At 55.0% G+C, this 20,802-nt stretch carries 13 protein-coding genes; 4 read left to right on the top strand and 9 right to left on the bottom strand.

Annotation, left to right across the window (positions count from 1 at the left end; genetic code table 11):
- The first annotated feature begins 144 nt into the window (after nucleotides 1-144).
- The 4 genes from ACYVK4_RS28155 (at nucleotide 145) to ACYVK4_RS28140 (ending at nucleotide 4,066) form a co-directional block, all read left to right on the top strand.
- Entirely contained in the window at nucleotides 145-1,251 is a 1,107-nt protein-coding gene (locus ACYVK4_RS28155; protein WP_461130914.1) for an NAD(P)-dependent alcohol dehydrogenase, read from the top strand.
- Nucleotides 1,252-1,447: 196 nt separating this feature from the next.
- A complete protein-coding gene (locus ACYVK4_RS28150; RefSeq protein ID WP_461130913.1) occupies nucleotides 1,448-2,269 on the top strand; it encodes an aldo/keto reductase in 822 nt (273 codons plus the stop codon).
- A gap of 224 nt (nucleotides 2,270-2,493) precedes the next feature.
- The gene (locus ACYVK4_RS28145; RefSeq protein ID WP_461130912.1) at nucleotides 2,494-2,946 is read left to right on the top strand and encodes a YsnF/AvaK domain-containing protein; all 453 of its coding nucleotides are present in this window, start codon (nucleotides 2,494-2,496) and stop codon (nucleotides 2,944-2,946) included.
- Nucleotides 2,947-2,998: 52 nt separating this feature from the next.
- The gene (locus ACYVK4_RS28140; RefSeq protein WP_461130911.1) at nucleotides 2,999-4,066 is read left to right on the top strand and encodes a DUF2382 domain-containing protein; all 1,068 of its coding nucleotides are present in this window, start codon (nucleotides 2,999-3,001) and stop codon (nucleotides 4,064-4,066) included.
- Nucleotides 4,067-4,136: 70 nt separating this feature from the next.
- Here ACYVK4_RS28140 and ACYVK4_RS28135 read toward each other — a convergent pair whose 3' ends face one another.
- The 9 genes from ACYVK4_RS28135 to ACYVK4_RS28095 all read right to left on the bottom strand — a co-directional run bounded on the left by ACYVK4_RS28135 (nucleotide 4,137) and on the right by ACYVK4_RS28095 (nucleotide 20,800).
- Nucleotides 4,137-5,012 (bottom strand): alpha/beta hydrolase, encoded by an 876-nt coding sequence (locus ACYVK4_RS28135; protein ID WP_461130910.1) that lies wholly within the window; start codon nucleotides 5,010-5,012, stop codon nucleotides 4,137-4,139.
- A 181-nt stretch (nucleotides 5,013-5,193) separates the two neighbouring features.
- A complete protein-coding gene (locus ACYVK4_RS28130) occupies nucleotides 5,194-7,131 on the bottom strand; it encodes a cellulase N-terminal Ig-like domain-containing protein (RefSeq protein ID WP_461130909.1) in 1,938 nt (645 codons plus the stop codon).
- Nucleotides 7,128-8,237 (bottom strand): glycoside hydrolase family protein, encoded by a 1,110-nt coding sequence (locus ACYVK4_RS28125; RefSeq protein ID WP_461130908.1) that lies wholly within the window; start codon nucleotides 8,235-8,237, stop codon nucleotides 7,128-7,130. Before ACYVK4_RS28125 ends, ACYVK4_RS28130 begins: the two co-directional genes overlap by 4 nt.
- A gap of 2 nt (nucleotides 8,238-8,239) precedes the next feature.
- Nucleotides 8,240-11,344 carry a glycosyl hydrolase gene (locus tag ACYVK4_RS28120; protein WP_461130907.1) on the bottom strand — a complete coding sequence of 1,035 codons (3,105 nt, stop codon included), beginning with the start codon at nucleotides 11,342-11,344 and terminating at the stop codon, nucleotides 8,240-8,242.
- A 22-nt stretch (nucleotides 11,345-11,366) separates the two neighbouring features.
- The gene (locus ACYVK4_RS28115) at nucleotides 11,367-13,598 is read right to left on the bottom strand and encodes a glycoside hydrolase family 95 protein (protein ID WP_461130906.1); all 2,232 of its coding nucleotides are present in this window, start codon (nucleotides 13,596-13,598) and stop codon (nucleotides 11,367-11,369) included.
- Nucleotides 13,591-15,879 carry an FAD-dependent oxidoreductase gene (locus ACYVK4_RS28110; protein WP_461130905.1) on the bottom strand — a complete coding sequence of 763 codons (2,289 nt, stop codon included), beginning with the start codon at nucleotides 15,877-15,879 and terminating at the stop codon, nucleotides 13,591-13,593. Before ACYVK4_RS28110 ends, ACYVK4_RS28115 begins: the two co-directional genes overlap by 8 nt.
- Nucleotides 15,857-17,899, bottom strand: coding sequence for a glycoside hydrolase family 2 protein (locus ACYVK4_RS28105; protein WP_461130904.1), 2,043 nt, complete (start codon nucleotides 17,897-17,899; stop codon nucleotides 15,857-15,859). The genes ACYVK4_RS28110 and ACYVK4_RS28105 overlap by 23 nt, the downstream gene beginning before the upstream one ends.
- Before the next feature lie 34 nt (nucleotides 17,900-17,933).
- Nucleotides 17,934-19,655, bottom strand: coding sequence for a sodium:solute symporter family protein (locus ACYVK4_RS28100; protein WP_461130903.1), 1,722 nt, complete (start codon nucleotides 19,653-19,655; stop codon nucleotides 17,934-17,936).
- A complete protein-coding gene (locus tag ACYVK4_RS28095; protein WP_461130902.1) occupies nucleotides 19,652-20,800 on the bottom strand; it encodes a glycoside hydrolase family protein in 1,149 nt (382 codons plus the stop codon). Before ACYVK4_RS28095 ends, ACYVK4_RS28100 begins: the two co-directional genes overlap by 4 nt.
- Between the last annotated feature and the right edge of the window lie 2 nt (nucleotides 20,801-20,802).

The raw sequence follows: 20,802 nt of genomic DNA, 5'->3' as shown, positions 1-20,802 counted from the left end.
CCGCTAGTCTGCACCATTGTCCATGCTTTGCTCGCCCGGACAAAAAAAGCCCTTTGCGAAAACCTCAGTGTTGGAATGCGAGTTGCCATTGGGTAAGCACAGTGACTGACATAACCTGTGCTAAACACAAAATCCAACAACGTTATGGAAGCAGTTAAACCAAAGGAAGCCATCAAAACAAAGGGCTATGGAGCCTCTGGCTCACTTCTGGGCGGCAAAAGCCTGGAGCCCATGGAGTTCGAACGTCAGCCACCCAAAGCCGACGAAGTACTGATCGACATTTTATATTGCGGAGTCTGCCACTCCGACCTTCACCAGGTAAAAAATGACTGGAGCAACACCATCTACCCCTGCGTACCGGGTCACGAGATCGTAGGGCGGGTGGTGCAAAAAGGCGATGCCGTTACTAAATTCAACGTTGGCGATGTGGTTGGCGTTGGCTGCATGATCGACTCCTGCGGTCATTGCCATTCGTGTGAAGAGCACGAAGAACAGTACTGCGAAGGACCTGTAAGCTGGACCGCCACCTACAACGGCTATATGAAACCCGACGGGAGCGGCTTCAACACCTTTGGTGGTTATTCGACCAACCATGTGGTTAAGGAATCGTTTGTTCTGAAAATACCCGATGCGCTCGATATCAAGGCAGCCGCCCCCATTCTCTGCGCGGGCGTTACGACCTACTCCCCGTTGAAGCACTGGGGCGTAAAAGCGGGCGATAAAGTCGGCGTTGTGGGCCTGGGTGGCCTTGGGCATATGGCCGTCAAGCTGGCCAAAGCCATGGGTGCCGAAGTAACGGTGTTGACGACCAAAGAAGAAAAGCGGGGCTCTGCCGAGAAACTGGGCGCCGATAAGGTAATTATTTCGGAAGATAAAGATGCCATGTCAGCCAACGAACTGACCCTGGACTTTGTCCTGATCACGATTCCGGACAAGTTCAAGATCAATCCCTACGTCAAGCTGCTCAAGCGGAATGGCAGTCTGGTAACGGTTGGGTTGCTGGGTCCGTACGAGGGTACGTTGAACAATCAGGAGGTAGCCTTTCATCGCCGATCGGTGTCGGGGTCACTGATCGGGAGCATTGCCGAAACGCAGGAAGTCCTCGATTTTTGTGCTGAACACGGCATCCTGCCCGATGTGGAGATGATCGCCATCCAGGACATTAATGATGCCTTCGACAAAATGATGGACGAAGAAGTACGGTTCCGGTACGTGATCGATATGCAGTCGCTGAAAGGGTCGAATGAATAATGGCGGCTTCGCGTGAATCGACAAGGTTGAATTTGTCCTTCCCTCTGCGTCGGAATGACAAATTCAGCCTTGTAACAAAAGCTTAAATAGCGAAAAATCATCATCTGCGAATGGGGTGGTGATTTTTGTTTTTCAGACGATCAGCTTCATTAGAACCAACCGGATCAACGCTCTTGCTTAATAAACCCAACATCCCATGTTAGAACGTATTATTCCTTCCTCAAAAGAAAAACTGCCCGTTATTGGGCTGGGTACCTGGCAAACCTTCGACGTATCGAACCAATCGGCCATGGAACCCTTGCAACAGGTCTTACAAACGCTGCATCAATACGGTGGCACGCTGATTGACAGTTCGCCCATGTATGGTCGTTCAGAAGCCGTTGTGGGCAAGCTAACGAACGGTACTCAACTGCAGGATCAATTCTTCTACGCTACCAAAGTCTGGACACAGGGCCATGATGCTGGCATTAAACAAATGAACGAATCCTTCGACCTGATGCATCGTAAAACAATGGATTTGATGCAGATTCATAATCTGGTCGACTGGAAAACCCACCTGAAAACGCTGAGAGACTGGAAAGCCTCCGGTAGAATCCGGTACATCGGCATCACACATTATACCGACTCTATGCATGATGAATTGAAGAAAATTATCTCGTCAACTCCAATCGATTTTGTTCAGTTTAACTATTCCATTGTTTCCCGAAACGCCGAAAAGCGATTACTCCCCGCTGCGGCCAACCACGGTGTTGCCACGCTCATTAACCGGCCGCTGGGCGAAGGAGGCCTGTTTGCCAAAGTGCGTGGTAAGACCCTTCCCGGTTGGGCCAGTGAGCTGGGGATCGAAAGCTGGGGACAATTTTTTCTTAAATTTCTGGTGGCTCATCCAGCCGTAACCTGTGTTATCCCCGGCACCAGCAAACCGGAACACATGACCGATAATGCCAAAGCAGGAATCGGCGCTCTACCCGACAAGGCCACGCGGGAGAAAATGGCGGCACTGATTGCCGGCTTTTAATTCCCGTAAGCAAGCATTCCGTTTGTTAAGCCAATATTATTATTCCATAAAAATATATTCTTATTCATGTATATACGCAATAGGCGAGCCTGAAAAATTGCCTGTTGTCTTACAGGTAGTTATGAAGATATATACAATTAACATCTAAATTTGGCCACATAGACTACCAAAAATATAGAATAAATATTTTAAACAAATAATGCCATTCAGGCCTTAATCACTCCATGAACAACGAGACTGATTCAACCTTGTTACCAACCCCGAACACGCGTCAATCCGACGAGGCATGGACCAATCAGGTCCATAAAATTCCGGTCATTGAAGAGCAGATTCAGATCGACAAAAATATAGTCGAAACGGGTGTGGTTCGTATCAGTAAACGAGTTCATGAGGATCGCGAGGTGATCGATTTACCAGGCAGCCGGGAAGAAATTACCGTTGAGCGGGTAGCCATCAACCAGTTTGTCGAAACGCCACCCAGTGTTCGGTATGAAGGGGATACAATGATCATTCCTGTATTGGAGGAGGTTGTTATTACCCAGAAAAAGCTTCTGTTGGTGGAAGAAGTACACGTGATCAAACGTAAGGTACAGGAGAACGAGTCGCAGGAGGTTGTACTCCGAAAAGAGGAAGTCGTTATTGAACGAGTGCCCATGTCCTCTACCTCTCCTGAGTGAGCGCATTACCAGTAATACTTATACTAATTAAACTCAACAAAATCGTAAAGAAATGGCACAGCAAACAGTAATTGGCGTATTTGACAGTGCATCAGATGCACAAAATGCCGTAGATCAACTTATCAGCAACGGTTTCTCACGCGATAGCATTGATATGTCGGCTAGCCGCAGCGACTCCATGACTAACCGGAGTGATTATTCGACTGGTTCTGATGATCTGATTCCAGATCGCCATGTCAATACGTCGGGTACACGCACGGAAGAAGTTGTTGACGATACCAAAGACGTAGGTAGCAGCATTGGTGACTTCTTTAGCAACCTGTTTGGCTCTGATTCCGACGACACGCGTAAATACTCAGACGTTGCCAATCGTGGTACGATCGTGACGGTACATGCTCAATCGGAAGATGAAGCCGAGCGCGCTGCCGATCTTCTTGACGAATATGGTGCCGTTGATGTCGATGAACGCGCTAATGAGTACGGTACGTCGCAGTACGGCACTACAGGGTACGCGGGTGCCGATACTAATTATGCAGGTACGACCGGCACAACCGATTACGCGGGTACTACTGGCACAACCAACTTAACGGACAATACCGATTACAACCGGACAAACGCCGGTTATAATACGGATACCGATTATAACACAACGGATCGTGTAGGAACAACGGACGGTGATCAAACGATTAAGGTGATCGAAGAAAACCTTCAGGTTGGCAAACGTGAAGTTGAGCGCGGTGGCGTTCGTGTGCGTAGCCGCATCATTGAAAAGCCCGTTGAAGAAAGCCTGCGTCTTCGTGAAGAGCGGGTAACTGTTCAACGGACCCCCGTGAACCGCCCGGCAACAGAAGCCGACCTGAACGCTTTCCAGGAAGGTCAGATCGAAGTTGTTGAGCATGCTGAAGTACCGGTAGTATCGAAAACGGCCAACGTCGTTGAAGAAATTTCGGTCGGCAAAGAAGTAAACGAACGTACGGAAACAGTACGGGATACGGTTCGAAGCACAGACGTACAGGTCGAAAATCTGCCAAATACAGATAGAGATGCTACGCTGCGGGCTGACCGGACGACCGATCTGGATGATGACCTCGACAATACGTCGACATACACCAACCGATAGTTCCAGCTTCATATAAAAAAGCCTGATCAGAAATCCTGATCGGGCTTTTTTGTTGTAGAGTGAATCGGCGTTACATCACTGACACACCATTTGCCTGTAAAATCTTGCTAAAGAACAGCAATTGATAAGGCAGGGCATTTTCCCAGAACTCCCAGGTATGCGCGCCCGGCCGCTCGGTGTAGTCGTGCGGGGTTTTGTTTTCCAATAACCGACGGTGCAGATCGCGGTTGGTTTCGATCAGAAAATCATCGACCCCGATGGAGAAGATAAGCGGTAGATTGTTTGCCTTGAGTTGATCGGCCAGCGTAACCATCGTATAACCCGGATAAGGCGCATCTCCCTCTTTCGGCGGTCCAAGCAACTTGATAAAATTCTCCGATCTGGACTTGGCGAAGTCGGCGGGGACTTTCCAGGTTGCGGTATTGATATTCATGACACCGCTCATGCTCCCGGCCGCTGCGTATAGCTCAGGATGACGGCTCGATATGAACATGGCCCCATGCCCACCCATCGACAACCCCGCAATGATCCGACCTTTTTTATCGCGGACAGTTCGGTAAGTGTTGTCAATTTTATCGATCAGTTCTTTCGAGATAAAGGTCTCAAACTGGCTGGTTTTGACCAGTGGACTATCGAAGTAATAGCTGGTTGGATCGCCATCGGGCGTAACGATGATCAGGCTGTATTGATTGGCCAGCCGCTGTAGCAGCGTTTTGTCAGGTGTTTTGGTAAGCCAGTCCCGGAAGCTGCCCGAGCCACCATGCAGCAGATACAACACGGGTAACGGTTGCTTTATTTTCTTGTACCGCTCGGGCAATACAACAGCCGCGTGGAGGGTTCGGCTCATGGCCGCACTGGGCACATCGAGCGTATCAACCTTGGCATGAGCGGCAAATAAAGGTAAAACCAGAAGGCTGATACAGACTACTAAACGAAATAAAGGCATAGGAATACAGGTTCTTTACGTCAAAAGTACACAAAGAACTGTTTCATTCGAGCCAATTCGGCTGCCTTTTGTACCATTTGGCGAAGAACTTGCACCCAGACACGTACCTGCGGTGTTCAGCCCGCATTTTCAAACGCCTACGAACGGACTTCACCCGGGAACCCTGCCCGAAACAGGCTACTTAACGAATAGTACAAATAGCCTGACTACCCAGCCCCCAATAGCCATACGATACCCGGAGCTGTTTGGCCCCGGTCGACGGCAGCGTATATCGCGCGGTGAAAACACCCGAGTCGGGAGCCGTTTCCTGCACGGCTACTTTTACAGGTTCCTTGTCACCGAAGCTCACCAGTACCCAGCCGGATTCGGCATTGGCAGGGTCCAGATTCAGAGCCGTTGTCAGTTCAAGAAGCACCGCCTGGCCTGCCTTCCCGGATGCCACCGCTTTTTTGCCACTGGTGTCAAGTATCCGGACTTTCTGGGTACCCAGCGGAGCGAAGGTAATCGTGGCCAGCCAGCCCCGGTTCGAGATGGCCCAGCCTTCGGTGGCGTAGGCGTTCTGGCCAATATGATCCCCCTGCCCTTCCGTCGATTTGTCAAGTATGGCAGATGTACCCGGCCGGGGAAACTGCGCGTCGAGGGGGGTGCCGTCGAGGGTGCCGCGCACTTTGCCGAGCATCCCGTAGCCGTTGGGGTGACTGCGGGGCCAGCCATGTTCGACCCCGTCCCAATAGCCGTTGATCGCCAGCCGATCCGCGCTTTTGTTGCTCAGATGAGCACCAATGGGGTTCAGGCCAAACACAAAGTTGACCTGCGACCAGCCAATGTCACGTAGCTCCCGGTCGCCCAGCAGATGTGCCACGGCAAACATAGACCCTCCCAGGGCAGGTGCCCCGCCCAGCTCTTTAGTACGGGGGTGTGCCCATTCGGTATCGCTGTGTACCCGGTAGTGCCAGAAATTAGCCGTTTTCTGCTTCATGTGATCGCGCCAGGCCATGAGTTTTTCACGGGTGCCCTTGGGTGCTTTGTTGGGTGCAACCAACAGGAAAAACGCCAGTGCCTGCGGGGTGATGTGCTCGGCATTACGAATCCACCACATATGCCGGGGATTGTTGAAATCCCAGTTCTTGATAATGTCTTCGGCACTTTCCTGTGCCCAGCGCAGGTATTGATCGGGCTGCCCGTCGGCTTCCTCCTTCTCGGAGAGATACATGAACAGGTTGCTGAACACCGATTGCCCAAAGGCATTGCCCATTTCGTTAAACTCCTGAAACCCTTCGTCGACCCATTTGTTGCTGTAAGTCCAGTGCCGCACTACTTTGTGGCGGTCGTAGGTCTGCCAGCGTTTGCGGCATTCGTCGCGGTATTTCAGGTACGTTTCACGGGACAGATAAGGCTTCAGGAAGGTGTGGTACCCCGCGCAGACGGCCGCCAGTTGATCGAGTGTATTCCAGTAGTCGTAATTCATGCGGGGTTGCCCTTCATAGCCCAGGGTTCCATGGCGGGTAGCCACCGGCCCGTTGTAATCGACATGATGGTAGGCAAATTCGCCATGCCAGAGAATCAGGTCGATGAGGTCAGCCGTTTTTTTATCGCCCAGCTCGGTAGTCCATCGGTCAAACAAGGCGGGGTTGGAGGCATAAAACAGCGTTTCGAAGGTTGTTTCCAGTCCAAACGAACCCTGATCGCGGGATGGGCCACCGCCATACACCTTCGCTTCATTTGAATGGACGGGATCTTCGGAGCCCCGAACATCCACAAAAAAATCGTAGGCCAGTTTTGAGGAAACACTTTCGATAAGGTGATCGGCAATGCGAAACGGCACCGAGGGCTCACGACCTTTGATCGAAATGATATACGCTGCCTGCCCGTTTTTGGGGTTGAGCGCAGAGAAGTCCCCCGCCCGATCCCGGATCGTTCCGGTGAAGACAACCACCTTATCGGATTGCCGGATAACCTGAAACGGCGTACCGTCGGCGGCTTCGTAACAGACGAAGCGTTTGGCCTCACCCCGGTTATAACCGGCCTGATTCACCAGCGGAACAGCCAGCGGTTTGGCGGGTTGCGCCATGCCCGAAAGGGTACTAAAAACCAGGGCGACGAGGATAATGTATTTCATTTCGAGTTTGATAAGGGGACGAAAACATTCATCGAATGGGCACGATTCCGAACACCCATGGCTCCGAACAGGAGTTTGGGAACACCTTTCTCGGTGTAAAGGCAGGGACGTTCGAGCTTGTCGTCAAACGGTTCACCTGTCGCTTGATATACAGTCTTACCCAACACCTTTGGATAAGGCGCTGGTCGCCAGTCGTAGCCGTTTGTCGAACGGAGCAGGGCCAGCCCATCTTTTTCACCGGTAAACTTGCCGACTACATCACGGACAATAGCATAGTTTTTCCCTTTGTAATGCCAGAGGTACGGATCTTCGGCTACCATCCACTCACTACCGCGGTCTTTAGCCTCAAAAATGGGGGTTGGGTGTTTAACAAACGGCCCTGTCAGGGCATTGGCAAAGGCAACCCCAAACCGGACTTTCCCACCTTGCAGCGTATTATTTTTTTCGACCTGCTTATAGACCAGGATTACCCGCCCGGCGTTGTCCACGGTTGCTGACGGATTCGATACCATCAACGCATCGAATGCTGTACTATCCGGACTAACATCGAGAACCGGTTTATCGAACCGTTTCCATTCGCCTTCGGGATTGTCAGCCACGGCAACGCCGATTCGCTGGTTGTTCCGGTACTCCCACCAGCCAGGGTCATTTGCTGAAGCGGGTTGCTTAACGGCGGCCTTGCCGGTAGTGCCCATGTAATAAAGATAAAACTTGCCTTTATGGGCAATCACGGCGGGATTATGGGTACAGACCCCATCCCAGAAGGACGCTCCGCGAGCGGGCAGTATAACCTTCACGTGCTGGTACGGCCCTTCGGGCTTGTCGGCGCGGGCCAGGGCGATTTCCGAATGAGTTATCCACGCTAAATGGCCGTTAACTCTGGGCCACCGGGCATAAAACAGGTAATATTTACCATGGTTACCCGGTATCATCGACCCGCACCAGATGTTGTAATCGGGCAGTACGAAGCGATTGGCTGCGGGTACCGGCTGCACCAGCGCACTCAAGTCAACGCTGTCCATGGAAACGAGCCAGCCCTTTCTGTCCAATTTCGGCGGCTGTGCCAAAGCCGAGTGACAGAGTAACCAAAGAAAGAGTACGCGCATGGTTATAATGCTGCTTGTTGGCCAAAAAGTAAGCGCACCGGCCCAACCAACCCGGCGGGTTGCAAGGGGCTGTCTTTGCGATGATAATACCAGACGGTGAATGCTTTACGGCCGGTCGAGGGCCGGGGTTTCTGCTGGATGAACCAGTCGGGGTAGCCTTTTATGGCCCGACCTTTATCCTCCCGATCCTGTCCCCACTCAAAGTCAATCGGTTCCTGTTCATCACCAATCAGGCGATTTGCCCAGTTGTTGGTCACGACAATAGCCAACTTATTTTCGCCGATTTTTAAGGCATCCGTCAGGTCGATCTGATACGGTGGATACCACAGAACACCCAGTTCAGTACCATTCAGCCGAACCTCGGCAATGTTGTGCAACGCTCCCAGATCAAGGATTATCCGTTGATTGGCCTTTCGATCGGCGGGGCGGATGGTCAGATTTTTCTGGTAGGTGGCCGAGCCCGCAAAATACCGGACAGCCGGATTACTGTGCTGGCTGAAATCGATCAGATTCGGCAACGTCAGCGTAAAGGGCTGGTCGAGTTTGGGCACGAACGAAACCGTCCAGTCACCATTCAGGGTGGTGGGCCGCGGAGCCTTCAACGTCGTTTTCGCCGTTTTGCCGGACGCATATAGTACCTCAGCCGACAGATAACTGGTGGTTTGCAGAATGGATTTATTGTCCTGAGTGATGGCCATAGTCCAATGGGCGGTCGAATCGGCAACCCGAACCACAATGGGATGATCGGCGACAGGGGCAGCCTTCCGGAAAACGACGAAAATGGACTGCATGGGTTTCAGCGATAACCATACCGTTGTACGACCGTTTTTCTCCTGCCAGACCGGGGCCTGTTGAACACTACCGTCCTCAGCCTGCCACAATTCGGGCTGTTTTCCGTTGACCCGAAACGACACGGGTATCGACTGGCTTTTTTGGGTCTGATTGGCCACAAAATACAGGTCTTCTCCTTGTGTGCGTCGGTGAACACTGATGATGTTTTTACTGTCCTGAGCGTGCTCAACGATAACGTCCGGCGTAATCTGTGCATCACGCAACGCGTCTGCCACCGTAGGCAGAATCCGGCCGAGGCCATACGTATGAGCCGTTGTATCCGGCCCCCAAACCTCACGGACCAGTTTCTGCAGGCTGTCTTCTACGGCCGGGTAGCCCACCAGACCGGGCGTCGTTGTCGGTTTGGCGGCTACCACCCTGGCTCCGGCGGCTACCAGCGTTTTAATTTTGCGGGCTACGGCCAGCGGCATGTCGGGTTGGTTCGGGAAGACCATAAACGGGTACGTCCGGCCCGAGGGCAGGACAATCATTCGATTAACGACCCGGATTTCACTTTTCAGAAAATCACGATCCGACACCAGATCGGCGTTCCCGACGAGTTTTCCGACGCACAGATAATCAACCACCTGCTGCCCCGTCTGGAGGAGCGTCTGACAGCGATTGAGGTACGTGAAGAACGCTTTACCGGGTTTAGCCCAGGTCTGATGGCGGCTGAAGTGGGTACCCCACCAACCCATACCCATACCCGGTTGATAGCGGTCATCGAAGGGCTGATGAACCCAGTGATGCAGCACGAGCCGGTTTATGCCGCCCACAAACGCCAGGTCGGCACCCGGCTTGAGGAAGGCCGGGTCTTCGGTCCACTGACTCACCTCGGGACGTCCGGTAAAGGCTTCGGCCCCAACGAGGGTCTTACCGGCCGCCCTGCCTGCTGCCGGTACCGGACTTTCTGGTTCCAGGGGTCGATGGGTCCAGAATTCATCCATCGGCATATCGGCCAGGGTAGCACCCTCGGCGGTGTCGAACGGGCCGGAGTAAGGCTCCATGTAAAGCTTGAGGCCCGCCTGCTGCACCAGTTTCTGCCCAACGGCCCATCCATTATCGAAATACAACTGACTGATGACGTCGCGGTAGTCCCATAGAAAGCGCCGGGTCATCGTATCGTTTTCAAGCAGCAGTGGTTTCCACCGATCGGCGGGGGCGTTGGGGTCGGGCGTCAGGCAAAGAAGCCAGGGGAGCGGGTCGTACCCTTTGCGTTTGACAAACTCGCGCTGAAAGGTGGGCGTCCAGTTCTGATCCCCGGCCTCATAACTGTCGATCAGCACGTGGCCGAACGATTTGCCGAGGTAAGGTCCCAAATGTGTTTTCAGCGGCTCAAGTACTGACTGCCAGTGAAAGCGCGACTGGTCGGCATCGAGCTTATTCACTTCAAGCACCTTACCGATCAATTCGTCGGGCAAGGGATGAGGCACTGCCATCGTGGGGGAATACCCAATCCGGTAAACCGCCCATTCGCCCGGCGGGGCCTGCCACTGCAGCTGCCCTGTCTTCGACATACGGGCAGTGAGATTAACAACTTCACGAACCGCCGGCGTACGTCCGATTGGCACGGCCAGCACCACGATGTCGGTGAATCGGGTGGCTTGCAGCAGGGGGGCGTTGATGCTGCCCCAGCCTTTAAAAATAGGCTTGGCCGGTTCGGGTAGCAGGATATTCTGTGGTTGCCCCCCGCTCAGTGAGGTGCGTGTCCAGACGAGTTGCTGCATGGCCCGTTCTTCCGTAATCCAGGGACCACCCGTTGTCGAATACCCGACGGTATTATGCAGACCTAGTTCAAGACCCAGCCGCTGGGCTTCGGCAGCCGCGTGTTTGAGGGCGTCCCAGTAGGCAGGGCTACGGTAAGTTTGACCGGGCCAGGGGTTATTCTGGGTGGGCGACTGTGTTTCCTGCACGGCCGAGGTGAGGTTAAAGATGGTTGCCCCACCAATCCCGGCCGCTTTCATGGCTTCAAGATCTTTGGTAATGCCTGTCTTTGAAAAGTTGGAGCCCATCCAATGCCACCACACATACACTTTTGCCGAAGCGGGCGGGTTCTGAAACTGCTGACGCAGCAAACCGGCAGGCTGGGCAACGGCACCAGGCATCCACCAGGAGCCAGCAAGCAGTAGGGTTGTCAGAAGCGTTTTTGATCCTTTCGCCAAACGGAAAGTTCGTCGAAATGTAGCTGATCTGGCAGGCCGATCAATCGTGTTGGCACCCGCCCCATCCGGCCACTCGACGGGTCGATTTTGAACTACAATGGAGATTATGTACATAATTACGTTATAAATCAAGCCGTTAAAAGTTGACTTTTGTTGGTTTCGAAACGGTTAAATGTACTTGTTTTACCTGATTTCCAGTACGTAGCGTGTAGGTGCCGGTCCGGATGGCGGTTAGAACGGCGTACATCAGCTTACCGGCCCACCAGCAAATGTCGACCGTTAGTCCTCCCCGCGCCCGTAAACCGGTTACCGAACCTTCTGCCCAGGCAGCGGGCAGGGCGGGCAGCAGGTCCAGTTCACCCAACTGGCTTTGCAGCAGCATTTCGGTTATGCCCGCCGTATAGCCAAAATTGCTGTCTATCTGAAACGGCGGATGGGCACCAAACAGGTTGGGATAGGAGCCTCCGTCGTACGAAAAGCTGGTCTGCTTTGGGTCGACGGGTCTTAACAACCGCCGAACGAGCGTATGCGCCCAGTTCGCGTCGTGGAGCCGGGCATACAAGTTGATTTTCCAGGCCGAACTCCAGCCGGTACTTTTATCACCCCGCGCCCGGAGCGACACAAAAGCGGCTTTGGCCCATTCGGGCGTTAGGCGGGGACTTATCTGCCGACCGGGGTGTACAGCAAACATATGGGAATTATGACGGTGGTCGTCTCTGGGGTCATCAACGTCTTCCATCCATTCCTGCAACTGCCCCCACTGACCAACTTGCGGGCCCAGCAACTGACTGCGCAGTGCCTCTATTTTTGCAGCATACTCCGTATCGACCCCTAAAGTGCGGGCTGCTTCGACGTAGTTGGTGAACAAATCATACACGATTTGCTGGTCGTAAGAAGCGCCGGGGTAGGCCGTAATGTCTCCCTCCTTCAGGCCCGGTGCATGCTCGGGCGACCAACCGTCCGGACTGATCAGCTTACCGTTGGGGCCAGCCACCAAATGCCCGGCCCAGTAGGCGGTCAGTTCTTTGAGCATCGGATAAGCCCGTTCCTTCAGAAACAGCCTGTTGCCCCCAAATGCATAATGCTCCCACAAATGCTGACTCAGCCACGCACTGCCCGGCCGATGAATGCGCCAGGTGGAGGGGCCGCCCATACTGTTATTCGTGCTGTAAATAACCCAGCCGGTATCGGTTTTCCGGGCTGGATCGGTTGATTTCTTTTGCACCCTGGCCAGGTTCTCGATCCAGTCAAGAAGCGGCATATGGCACTCGGCGAGGTTAGTTTGCTCGGCCAGCCAGTAGTTCATTTCCACGTTGATATTGGTCGTGTACTGCGAATACCAGGGCGGCTTCAATTCATTGTTCCATAAGCCCTGCAAATTGGCGGGCAACCCGCCCGGCCGCGATGAACTGATGAGCAGATACCGCCCAAACTGAAACAACAGGGCCTCGAGAGCCGGATCATTTTTCCCCTGTGCATAGGCCGCCAACCGATCCGGAATGGGTGGCGGAACCGCCAGACCAGGAGGGCCCAGTTGTAAGCTGACCCGCCCAAACAGCGATTGGTAGTCCCGCAAATGAGCCTTTTTTAACTGATTAACCGATTGGCTGGCGGCTTTGGCCAGTCGGCGGCTGAGCATGTCGTGGGGATGCGGCCCGCTGAAGTTGCGCGATTCGTCGTTGACGAACGATGTCCCTGCGGTAAGCAGCACCGTCAGGGCAGTCGCTTTTTCGACGTGAATACCAGCGGCTGTTGCCGACACGTTGCCGCCCGTGGCCAGCACGCGCACCTGCGCTTCGTAAGCCATGCCGTTTTCGAGGGTGCCGGTAGCGATCAGTTTCCCGTCCTCTACCCGAAGCGGAGCCTGGTGGGCGTCGGTCAAACGAACAGTGCCGGTGAGCTGCCCCGCTTTGTCGGCGGTAAAGTGAAGCACCTGTACCTGATCGGGAAAACTGGCAAAAGCTGTTCGACTGAACCGGACCCCGTTGGCCTCATACTGGACCGTGTGTACCGCATTTTGCAGATTCAATTCACGGCGGTAGGAACGGATCGGTCCTGCCGAGTCGAGATCGACGAAAACATCGCCGAAAGGCTGGTAAAAGCCAACTTTCCGGGTGGTGCCGGTCACCAGCGACTGCTCATTGAACTGAAGGTGTTCGGACCGGATGCCCCCAAACAGCATACCGCCCATCCGGCCATTGCCCAGCGGGAGCGCTTCCAGCCATTCTGTGGCCGGTTTGGCATACCAGAGCACGGTAGACCCATCCGTTGACATGGGTTGTCCGGTTGCCGGCACACAGCCGATGAGCAGGCTGATAACAAGTACACCCAGGCTTTTTTGCCGCAGGGTATCCGGGCGTTTATTCATAACAGCGAATTTCCATGAGCGAAGCGGGTACCGGACCATTCATGGCGTTCAGGTGAATACTCAGACGGGTGGTACTGATTGGCGGCTCAAAGTGAATCGTATGCCGGCTCTGATGATTATTAACCAGTTCATACACGCGCTGCTGTTGGTCATTACACACCACAACATCACGAACGCAGAACGGGATGGTTGTTTCAGGATGGGTCATCAGCACCGATTCCAGTGGGTGGTCGAAATCGGAATCGAAACTTAAAACCACCTCCCTGATCTGTTTCTGCTCGGGCCAGGTCAGGGTAAGAGTAGGCTGTGAGTCACTAGGTTGCGCTACCCAGGCATTGGGTGCGCTGGTGGGTCGCTGGAGGCCGTTTCGTACGTTTTCCCCGCCGAAGACGCGAAGGCCCGGCTCTATCTGAACCGCCAGATTATGCCCTTTCGGACGCCGGTCGGGGGTCCAGAATTCAAACGCATCTACACCTATGTCGTCGGTCGGCTCCTGTTTGCCGTAGTTCGATACGGCCGGATTGGTTTTGTTGAAGACCGACAAGACGCCCGATGCCCGCAACTGGCTGCACTGAACCGAAATATGTTCGTTTTGCAGGAAGCAGATAAAGGCGTACCCATCCGAAGGCATATCCTCCGTAAAGGTCAGTTTAACAGGCTGTCGGCCCTTACTCAACTGGATGTCGCGCCGGTCGAGGGTGTGATCGGGCGTATGGTTCCGGGGTTTGCTGCTCACCCGAAACTCAACTGTCAGCGTGGTATCCTGAGCGGCTACCACCCAAAACGTAAGCTGCGGAACCGGGCCTTGCCGGAGCGGGAGCATCTGAGCGGCTGAATGCCGAAGCGCCAGCATGGGACCATCGGGCGGCAGTTCGGTCAGTACCCAGTCACTCGACGCCGACAGCGTAGCCTGTTGGGTCAAATCCCGCTCATCCTCAAGCCGCAGACCTGGAATGTGCTGCCCTGTTTTGAGCAACGCCTGTTGCAGCGCATGGATCAGCCGTGGCTCGGCCGTGATGTCGCGGGGCAGTACCCCTTGCCGGGTGCAAAGCGCTGCGGCCATGCCTACAGCCTGCCCGCCATGCGCACTCGTTCCCATCACCCGCGATGATCCAAACGCCACGTGTGAGGCCGAGATAATGCGCCCGGCCAGCAACAGATTCGACACATTTCGACTGTAGAAACTCCTGAAAGGCAATGCATAAATACCCTTGCTATGCCATTGGTTACAGCCCGGCTTTTCCGAAAAAACGCCGTCGGCCGGGTGCAGATCGATGCTCCAGCCCCCGAAGGCTACGGCATCGGCATGGTGACGTTGTTCCACAATGTCCTGCTGCGTGAGCATATAGTCGCCCTCGAACCGGCGGCTCTCGCGCTTGCCGGGAATATGCCCCACCCACTCCAGCGTCAGGTTGGCCGCTTCGGGGAAGTTGCCCGAGTTCTTGATGTAGTTCCAGGCTCCGTACACTACTTTCCAGAGTTCCCACTTGATGGTTTCGGTATCGTGGACGGTATCGTGGCGCCCGCCATATTCCAGCCACCACAAGCGGCAACCGTAATCGCTGGTGTTGAACGAACGGAAACGTGGAATCCGGGTAATATCCTCCAGGGCATAGGCAGGCGGCACAAAACGTACGGGCTTGCCGGTATCTTTGGTGTAGAAATACAGCGAGTGGCCCAGCAATTCGCCGTAGTCGGCAGAGGGGGCAAACTTTTCGCCAAACTCCCCCGCCGATTCGGCCCCCATCCGAAAGGCCGCCCCCGCCTGAAAAGCAACAATACCGTCGCCCGAGGCATCGCAAAACAGAGGAGCCACCAGTTGGTAGGTGGTGCTGTTCTGGGAACAAAACGCCTGCACCGACTCAATGCGCCCGCTTTCTTCGCCCGCCATTTCCACGTTAAACACCGCCGTGTTGAGCAGCAATGTTATGTTGGATTCGGCAACTACTTTTTCGAGCAGGATAGTGTCATAAATAAGCGGGTTGCCTTCCGGGTTTCGGTAGAGGTTTTCGAGCAGCAGCTCGTCGATAACGCCCCCCTCCCGCGCCCAGCGGTTGTTATTACCCATGTGCGACGTAGCCCCCAGCACCCACAGGCGCACTTCGCTCGATGCGTTACCGCCCAGCACCGGCCGGTCCTGCACCAGCACCACCCGAATACCGGCACGGGCGGCCGTGATGGCGCAGCAAACGCCCGAAAGCCCTCCGCCAATTACCAGTAAGTCGGCATCGTGCCGAACCGTCCGAAGGGGACGTTTATCAGTTGCCTGTTCGCGTATCATTCGTTAAGTCAATCAGTTGGGTAAATATGGTAAAGCCGGTGGGTTTGATGACGTCGACGGCCAGCGTCTTGTCGAAACCACGAACCGTAAACGTTAGATCAGCGCTCTGGCCCGGCATTAAATCGGGAATGGCAAGCATCGTTCGATCAGCTTTGAGCTGGTACTTTCTGAGGGCGTAGGCTGGGAAGTCGTTGCGGGCCGTAATGCGCAGCGTGACGCGGTGAACCCCTTCGGGACCAGCCACCCAGTTCACTTTCTCGACCGTAACGGGGGCCATGCCGGTCTGGTAGGCTTTGTAGAGCATCCGTTTTGTGCGGTCGCCCCGCACGAGCCCCCATGGGCGGGTACCGTCCGGGTTGGTGCCGTCGTGCCGACTCAGATAATCATTGAACGACCACCATGATGCACCGATCACGTAGGGCAATGGCCGAATATCGGACAGAAACTTATCCAAGTGCGTCACCTGACCGGCATCGCCGTCTTTGCCATCTGCCCGCGTGCCGTATTCACTGATAAAAATTGGTTTGTCAGGATATAGCGAATGGATGTGTTTCAGCACGTTTGCGTGGTTGCCGTAGGTGTTGGTCGAGATAAAATCGCAGTACTGACTCGCTTCATCCTCGGGTTTCTTCGGGAAAATATTGAGCCGCATGGACGCGAAAGTGTACAGGCGGGTGGGGTCGAGTTCGCGGGCGTAAGCGATCATATCTTTGGTCCACCGCTGGCCCGCCGGTTGTTCGGACAGGTACTCATTGCCCACACTATAGGCAATCACACTGGGGTGGTTCCAGTCGCGCTCGGCCATCTCCCGAAACTGCTGCCGGAACTTGGTGCGCATGGTATCGTTGTCCATCTGACGGGGCGTCAACTGCCAGTTGCCCGCTTCGCTGATGATGAGCATCCCGTTGCGGTCGGCCCAGTCGTATACGGTTTCGGCCGGTGTGTAGTGGGTAAGCCGGTGAAGTTCCATGCCTGCTTCTTTCATCAGACGCATATCTTTCTCCACCAGCCAGTCGGGCTCCAGCGAACCCAGGCCCGTATAATCGACCACACGGTTCCCTCCGGCTACCTTGATGGGCTGCCCGTTCAGCAGCAGCTGCGCATGGCGAACCTCTACTTTACGAATCCCAAAATGGGTTTGCACGGTGTCGGTACCTGCTATCACCTGCAGATCGTACAGCGTCGGCTGGTCGATACTCCATAGCTTCACATCGGCGGCTTTCAGCACCGTTTCCGCTTCCACTACGGCCTGTTGACCTGCGGCTACCGAACCGCCCTGCTGCTTCCAGACAAGCGGAATAAGTTTGCCGTTCTGCACGACCCGAAAGGCGAGTTTGGAGGTTATGGCCTGTTTGCCTGCATTCCGAATCCGGGTTTTGATGGTTAGCGTCGAACTACCTTTCACGAGGTCCGGTGTGGCGTCAACTTTTGTGTTATCGATGTATACCTCCGGCTCGATGGTCAGGTAAACGGGGCGAATAAGTCCGCCATAGTTCAGCCATCCCGGAAAGGACTCGGGGAGGTTATTGTCTTTGGCGCCCGGTATGGTGGTCGTTTTCCAGGTATTATTATTTACGGAAATGGCAATGGCGTTCAGGGCTCCGGCACCTGTTTTCAGGTAGTCCGTAATATCGAACTGAAAGGGCGTGTACCCCCCCTCATGGGTGCCAACTTTCTGGTTATTTATCCAGATTGCCGTTTCGTAATAGGCCGCGTCGACATGCAGGATAACGCGTTTGCCCGGCGTTGCCTGAAGCGGAAATGTCCGTCGATACCATGCCGTTCCGATATAAAACTGAAAGCGGGGATCGACCGAAAAGCAATGCGGCACGGTTACTTTTTCCCACGGATTCAGCGAGGCATCTTCCCGATACCAGTTGCCCCGCTCACCCGCACCAACGGGATCGAGGGCAAACCGCCACTCGCCATGCAACGGAATGGCATTCGGGTCGCGCAGGGTGTACTGGGCTGCCAGCGAAAGGGGAATCAGCCAGAAGAGAACAAACAGGCGGTAGATCATGGCGATTTTTAGATTAAGGGCTCGTCAGGAAGCGTTAAAGATTGGGGACGTCGGCGGTTCCGGCCGACTTTAGAACGGGATTTAGCCGGGCCGCTGCCCGCCAGGGAATCAGGGCTGTGACCAGCACAATACCGGCCAGCAGGGCCGTAACCCCGGCTCCCTGCGTGGTCAGCAAACTCAGTCCCAGCAGAATAAGAGCCGTTACAACCAGCGAAACCGCAATGACCCGCAGCCCAAACTGATTCTGACGGCTCACCTCAGCGGCTTCGTCGGCCTGTTCCTGCTCGGGTATGGGTAACTGCTCGGCCCGTATCGTTTCGTAGGCGAGGTAGTCTGTACTATCCGCCCCTCTGCGCGATGCCCACCATTCGGCCAGAGCCAGCAACAACACGGGTATGCCCACGCCAATAACTATTTCCTCCGCCCGACTAAGTTTCATGCCCATTGCCAGTGGCAAGATAATCTTGCCTGCCAGATTCAGCGACAGCGTGATAAGGGTGATCCGCAGCGTCGTTTGGCCGGTCAGCCGTTTTGAAAAGAGCGCCCAGATGGGCGGAGCCAGCAGCGGGCCGCCCGTTACGGCCCCAATGGTGAGCACCACCTCCACGATACCACCAATGTAAGGCACCAGCAACGCAATTATAATCATGCCCACGCCGAAGCCCCAGGACGAGAGCCGCGCCACCCGAATCAACTGTCGGTCGGTGGCGGTGGGGTTCAGCAGCCCCTTGTAAATGTCGTTGGTAAACACCGCTGAGACCACATTGAGGGTGGTATTGGCACTGGCCGAAGTCGAGAAATACATGCCCGTCAGCATGAGGCCAAGCAAACCCGGCGGCAAAACCAGCCGACATATTTCGAGGTAGGCATTCTCGGTATCGAGACCCGTGAGCGAAGGATTGATGGTCTTGTAGATCATAGGCGGCAACATCCAGATAATCGGGCTGATGAGGTAAAGCCCTGCGAACAGGAACGCCACCTTTCGGGCTGATTTCGGACTATCGACGCTGGTGTAGCGCTGCACGAACGTCCAGTTGCCGCCAATATAGGCCACCTGGTACACGAAAAAAGCCAGGATAAACCCAAGGGAATATTCACCGTTGAGGAGGTTAAAAAAGTCGTCGGGCGCTTTGGCGGTAAACCCTGCGATACCCCCCACCTGATCGAAGGCCAGCGGCAGCAGAATACAGACAGCCGCCGACAGCACCACAAACTGGAGAATATCGGTCACCATCACCGCCCAGAGACCACCCACGGAGGTGTAGGCAATCATGAATATGCCGAGCCCGATAGTGGTCGGCATCAGGGGTAACCCCAGCGAGACACTGACCAGTTTGCCCACCGGGTACAGTACTGATCCTTTGATGAAGATACTGACGAGGGTAAAAATGAATATGTACGTCTTCTGAACCGTCAGCCCGAGCCGTTGCCGGATGTATTCGGCAGCGGTCAGCACACCGGTTTTTTTCCAGCGCGGGGCCAGCCATAAGCCCGTAACCAGCGCCCCGGCGCACATCATCCATTGTATGGTGATGGCCACCCAGCCGTGTTTATAGGCAATACTGCCCCAGGCGACGAACGTACTGGCCGAAAAGAAACTCATAAACAGCGACAGCCCGCCAATGAACCAGGGGACGGCCTCGCCCCCCGCAAAAAATGATTTAAGGTTGCGGCCCGTGCGGGCAAACAGCAGCCCGATACCCAGCACAAACGCTGAAAAAATGACGATTACCGCCGTGTCGATAGTTGTATTCACGCGTTGAGTTTTAGCTGAATGTTATAAGATAGGTCCGAATCATCGTCGTCCGATTTGGCTTTTACGGCCAGAAAGAGCACCGACGGTTGCCCGTTTTCGAGCCACACCTGCGGCTGATCGAGCCGGTGCAGTCGATCGCTGACGCGCCCGTTGGCCCAATGGATGTGGAAATCTGACACAAACGGGTGGGCCGCCAGCCCCCAGTCGAGGCCATTCTCGGAGGTGAACAGCACCAGCGACTCCTTCTCGGCGGAACCGGGCCGGGCCTGCTGGCTATAGAGCCCCCGGTAATCTTTCACAATGGCATAGAGCCGCCCGTTCGAGCTCCAGATGACGTTGTCATCGGTCGGAAACTGCATGGTCTCGTGGCCAAATACGGTGTTGGGCTGTTTTACAAATGGGCCGATTGGACTGTCGCCCAGGGCTACGTGCATGCGAACCTTACCGCCAAACGGCATTGGTCCATCCGACACGCCTTTATAAATCAGCACGTACTTGCCATCGTTTCGACGGGCTACGGTGGGCGAGTTGGTAAGCAGGTGATCGGTACCGCCGGGCGTAGGATCAATCAATGGCGTATCGAATCGTTTCCAGGGGCCCGCCGGATGATCGGCCACGGCCACCCCTGCCCGCTGGTTGTTGCGGTGAATCCACCAGCCATCCTTAGTGCCATTGCGCGGCCCGTAGTTGCCGGAATAATACAGGTAGTATTTTCCGTCGAAAGCCTGAATCAGCGGATTGTGCAGGTTGTCGGCATCCCAGAAACCGGGTCGCCGGTCAAACACCGGCCCAACAACCGTCCAGGGTCCCAGGGGGCCGGGGCTGGTGGCGCGAATAATTTCAGAATGCGTTACCCAGGCATTGAACCCTTCTTTTCGGGGCCAGCGGGCGAAAAAACCGTGACAGACCCCATCGGCCGTGCGCACCATACCCCCGCCCCAGATAAACCAGTCCGGGTCGCGCAGCATCGACTGCTCCTGCACGGGTTGCATCATGGCGCTCAGATTGAGCCGATCGGGGGCAACAGGCGTACGCATGCCCGCTGACGCGGCACTGGCAGCCCGGATGTTCCGGGAACAGGCCGCTGCCGGGAGCAGAACAGTCGATAGTAGAAACGTGCGCCGGTTGAGTGAGAAAGCCTTCATGG

Source organism: Spirosoma aerophilum, assembly GCF_054782495.1.
The sequence above is the reverse complement of the archived record's forward strand: the minus strand, read 5'-3'. Positions and strand labels throughout refer to the sequence as shown.

Coding starts and splice junctions, on each gene's coding strand:
- ACYVK4_RS28155 (WP_461130914.1), top strand. CDS start 145: ATGGAAGCAGTTAAACCAAAGGAAGCCATCAAAACAAAGGGCTATGGA.
- ACYVK4_RS28150 (WP_461130913.1), top strand. CDS start 1,448: ATGTTAGAACGTATTATTCCTTCCTCAAAAGAAAAACTGCCCGTTATT.
- ACYVK4_RS28145 (WP_461130912.1), top strand. CDS start 2,494: ATGAACAACGAGACTGATTCAACCTTGTTACCAACCCCGAACACGCGT.
- ACYVK4_RS28140 (WP_461130911.1), top strand. CDS start 2,999: ATGGCACAGCAAACAGTAATTGGCGTATTTGACAGTGCATCAGATGCA.
- ACYVK4_RS28135 (WP_461130910.1), bottom strand. CDS start 5,012: ATGCCTTTATTTCGTTTAGTAGTCTGTATCAGCCTTCTGGTTTTACCT.
- ACYVK4_RS28130 (WP_461130909.1), bottom strand. CDS start 7,131: ATGAAATACATTATCCTCGTCGCCCTGGTTTTTAGTACCCTTTCGGGC.
- ACYVK4_RS28125 (WP_461130908.1), bottom strand. CDS start 8,237: ATGCGCGTACTCTTTCTTTGGTTACTCTGTCACTCGGCTTTGGCACAG.
- ACYVK4_RS28120 (WP_461130907.1), bottom strand. CDS start 11,344: ATGTACATAATCTCCATTGTAGTTCAAAATCGACCCGTCGAGTGGCCG.
- ACYVK4_RS28115 (WP_461130906.1), bottom strand. CDS start 13,598: ATGAATAAACGCCCGGATACCCTGCGGCAAAAAAGCCTGGGTGTACTT.
- ACYVK4_RS28110 (WP_461130905.1), bottom strand. CDS start 15,879: ATGATACGCGAACAGGCAACTGATAAACGTCCCCTTCGGACGGTTCGG.
- ACYVK4_RS28105 (WP_461130904.1), bottom strand. CDS start 17,899: ATGATCTACCGCCTGTTTGTTCTCTTCTGGCTGATTCCCCTTTCGCTG.
- ACYVK4_RS28095 (WP_461130902.1), bottom strand. CDS start 20,800: ATGAAGGCTTTCTCACTCAACCGGCGCACGTTTCTACTATCGACTGTT.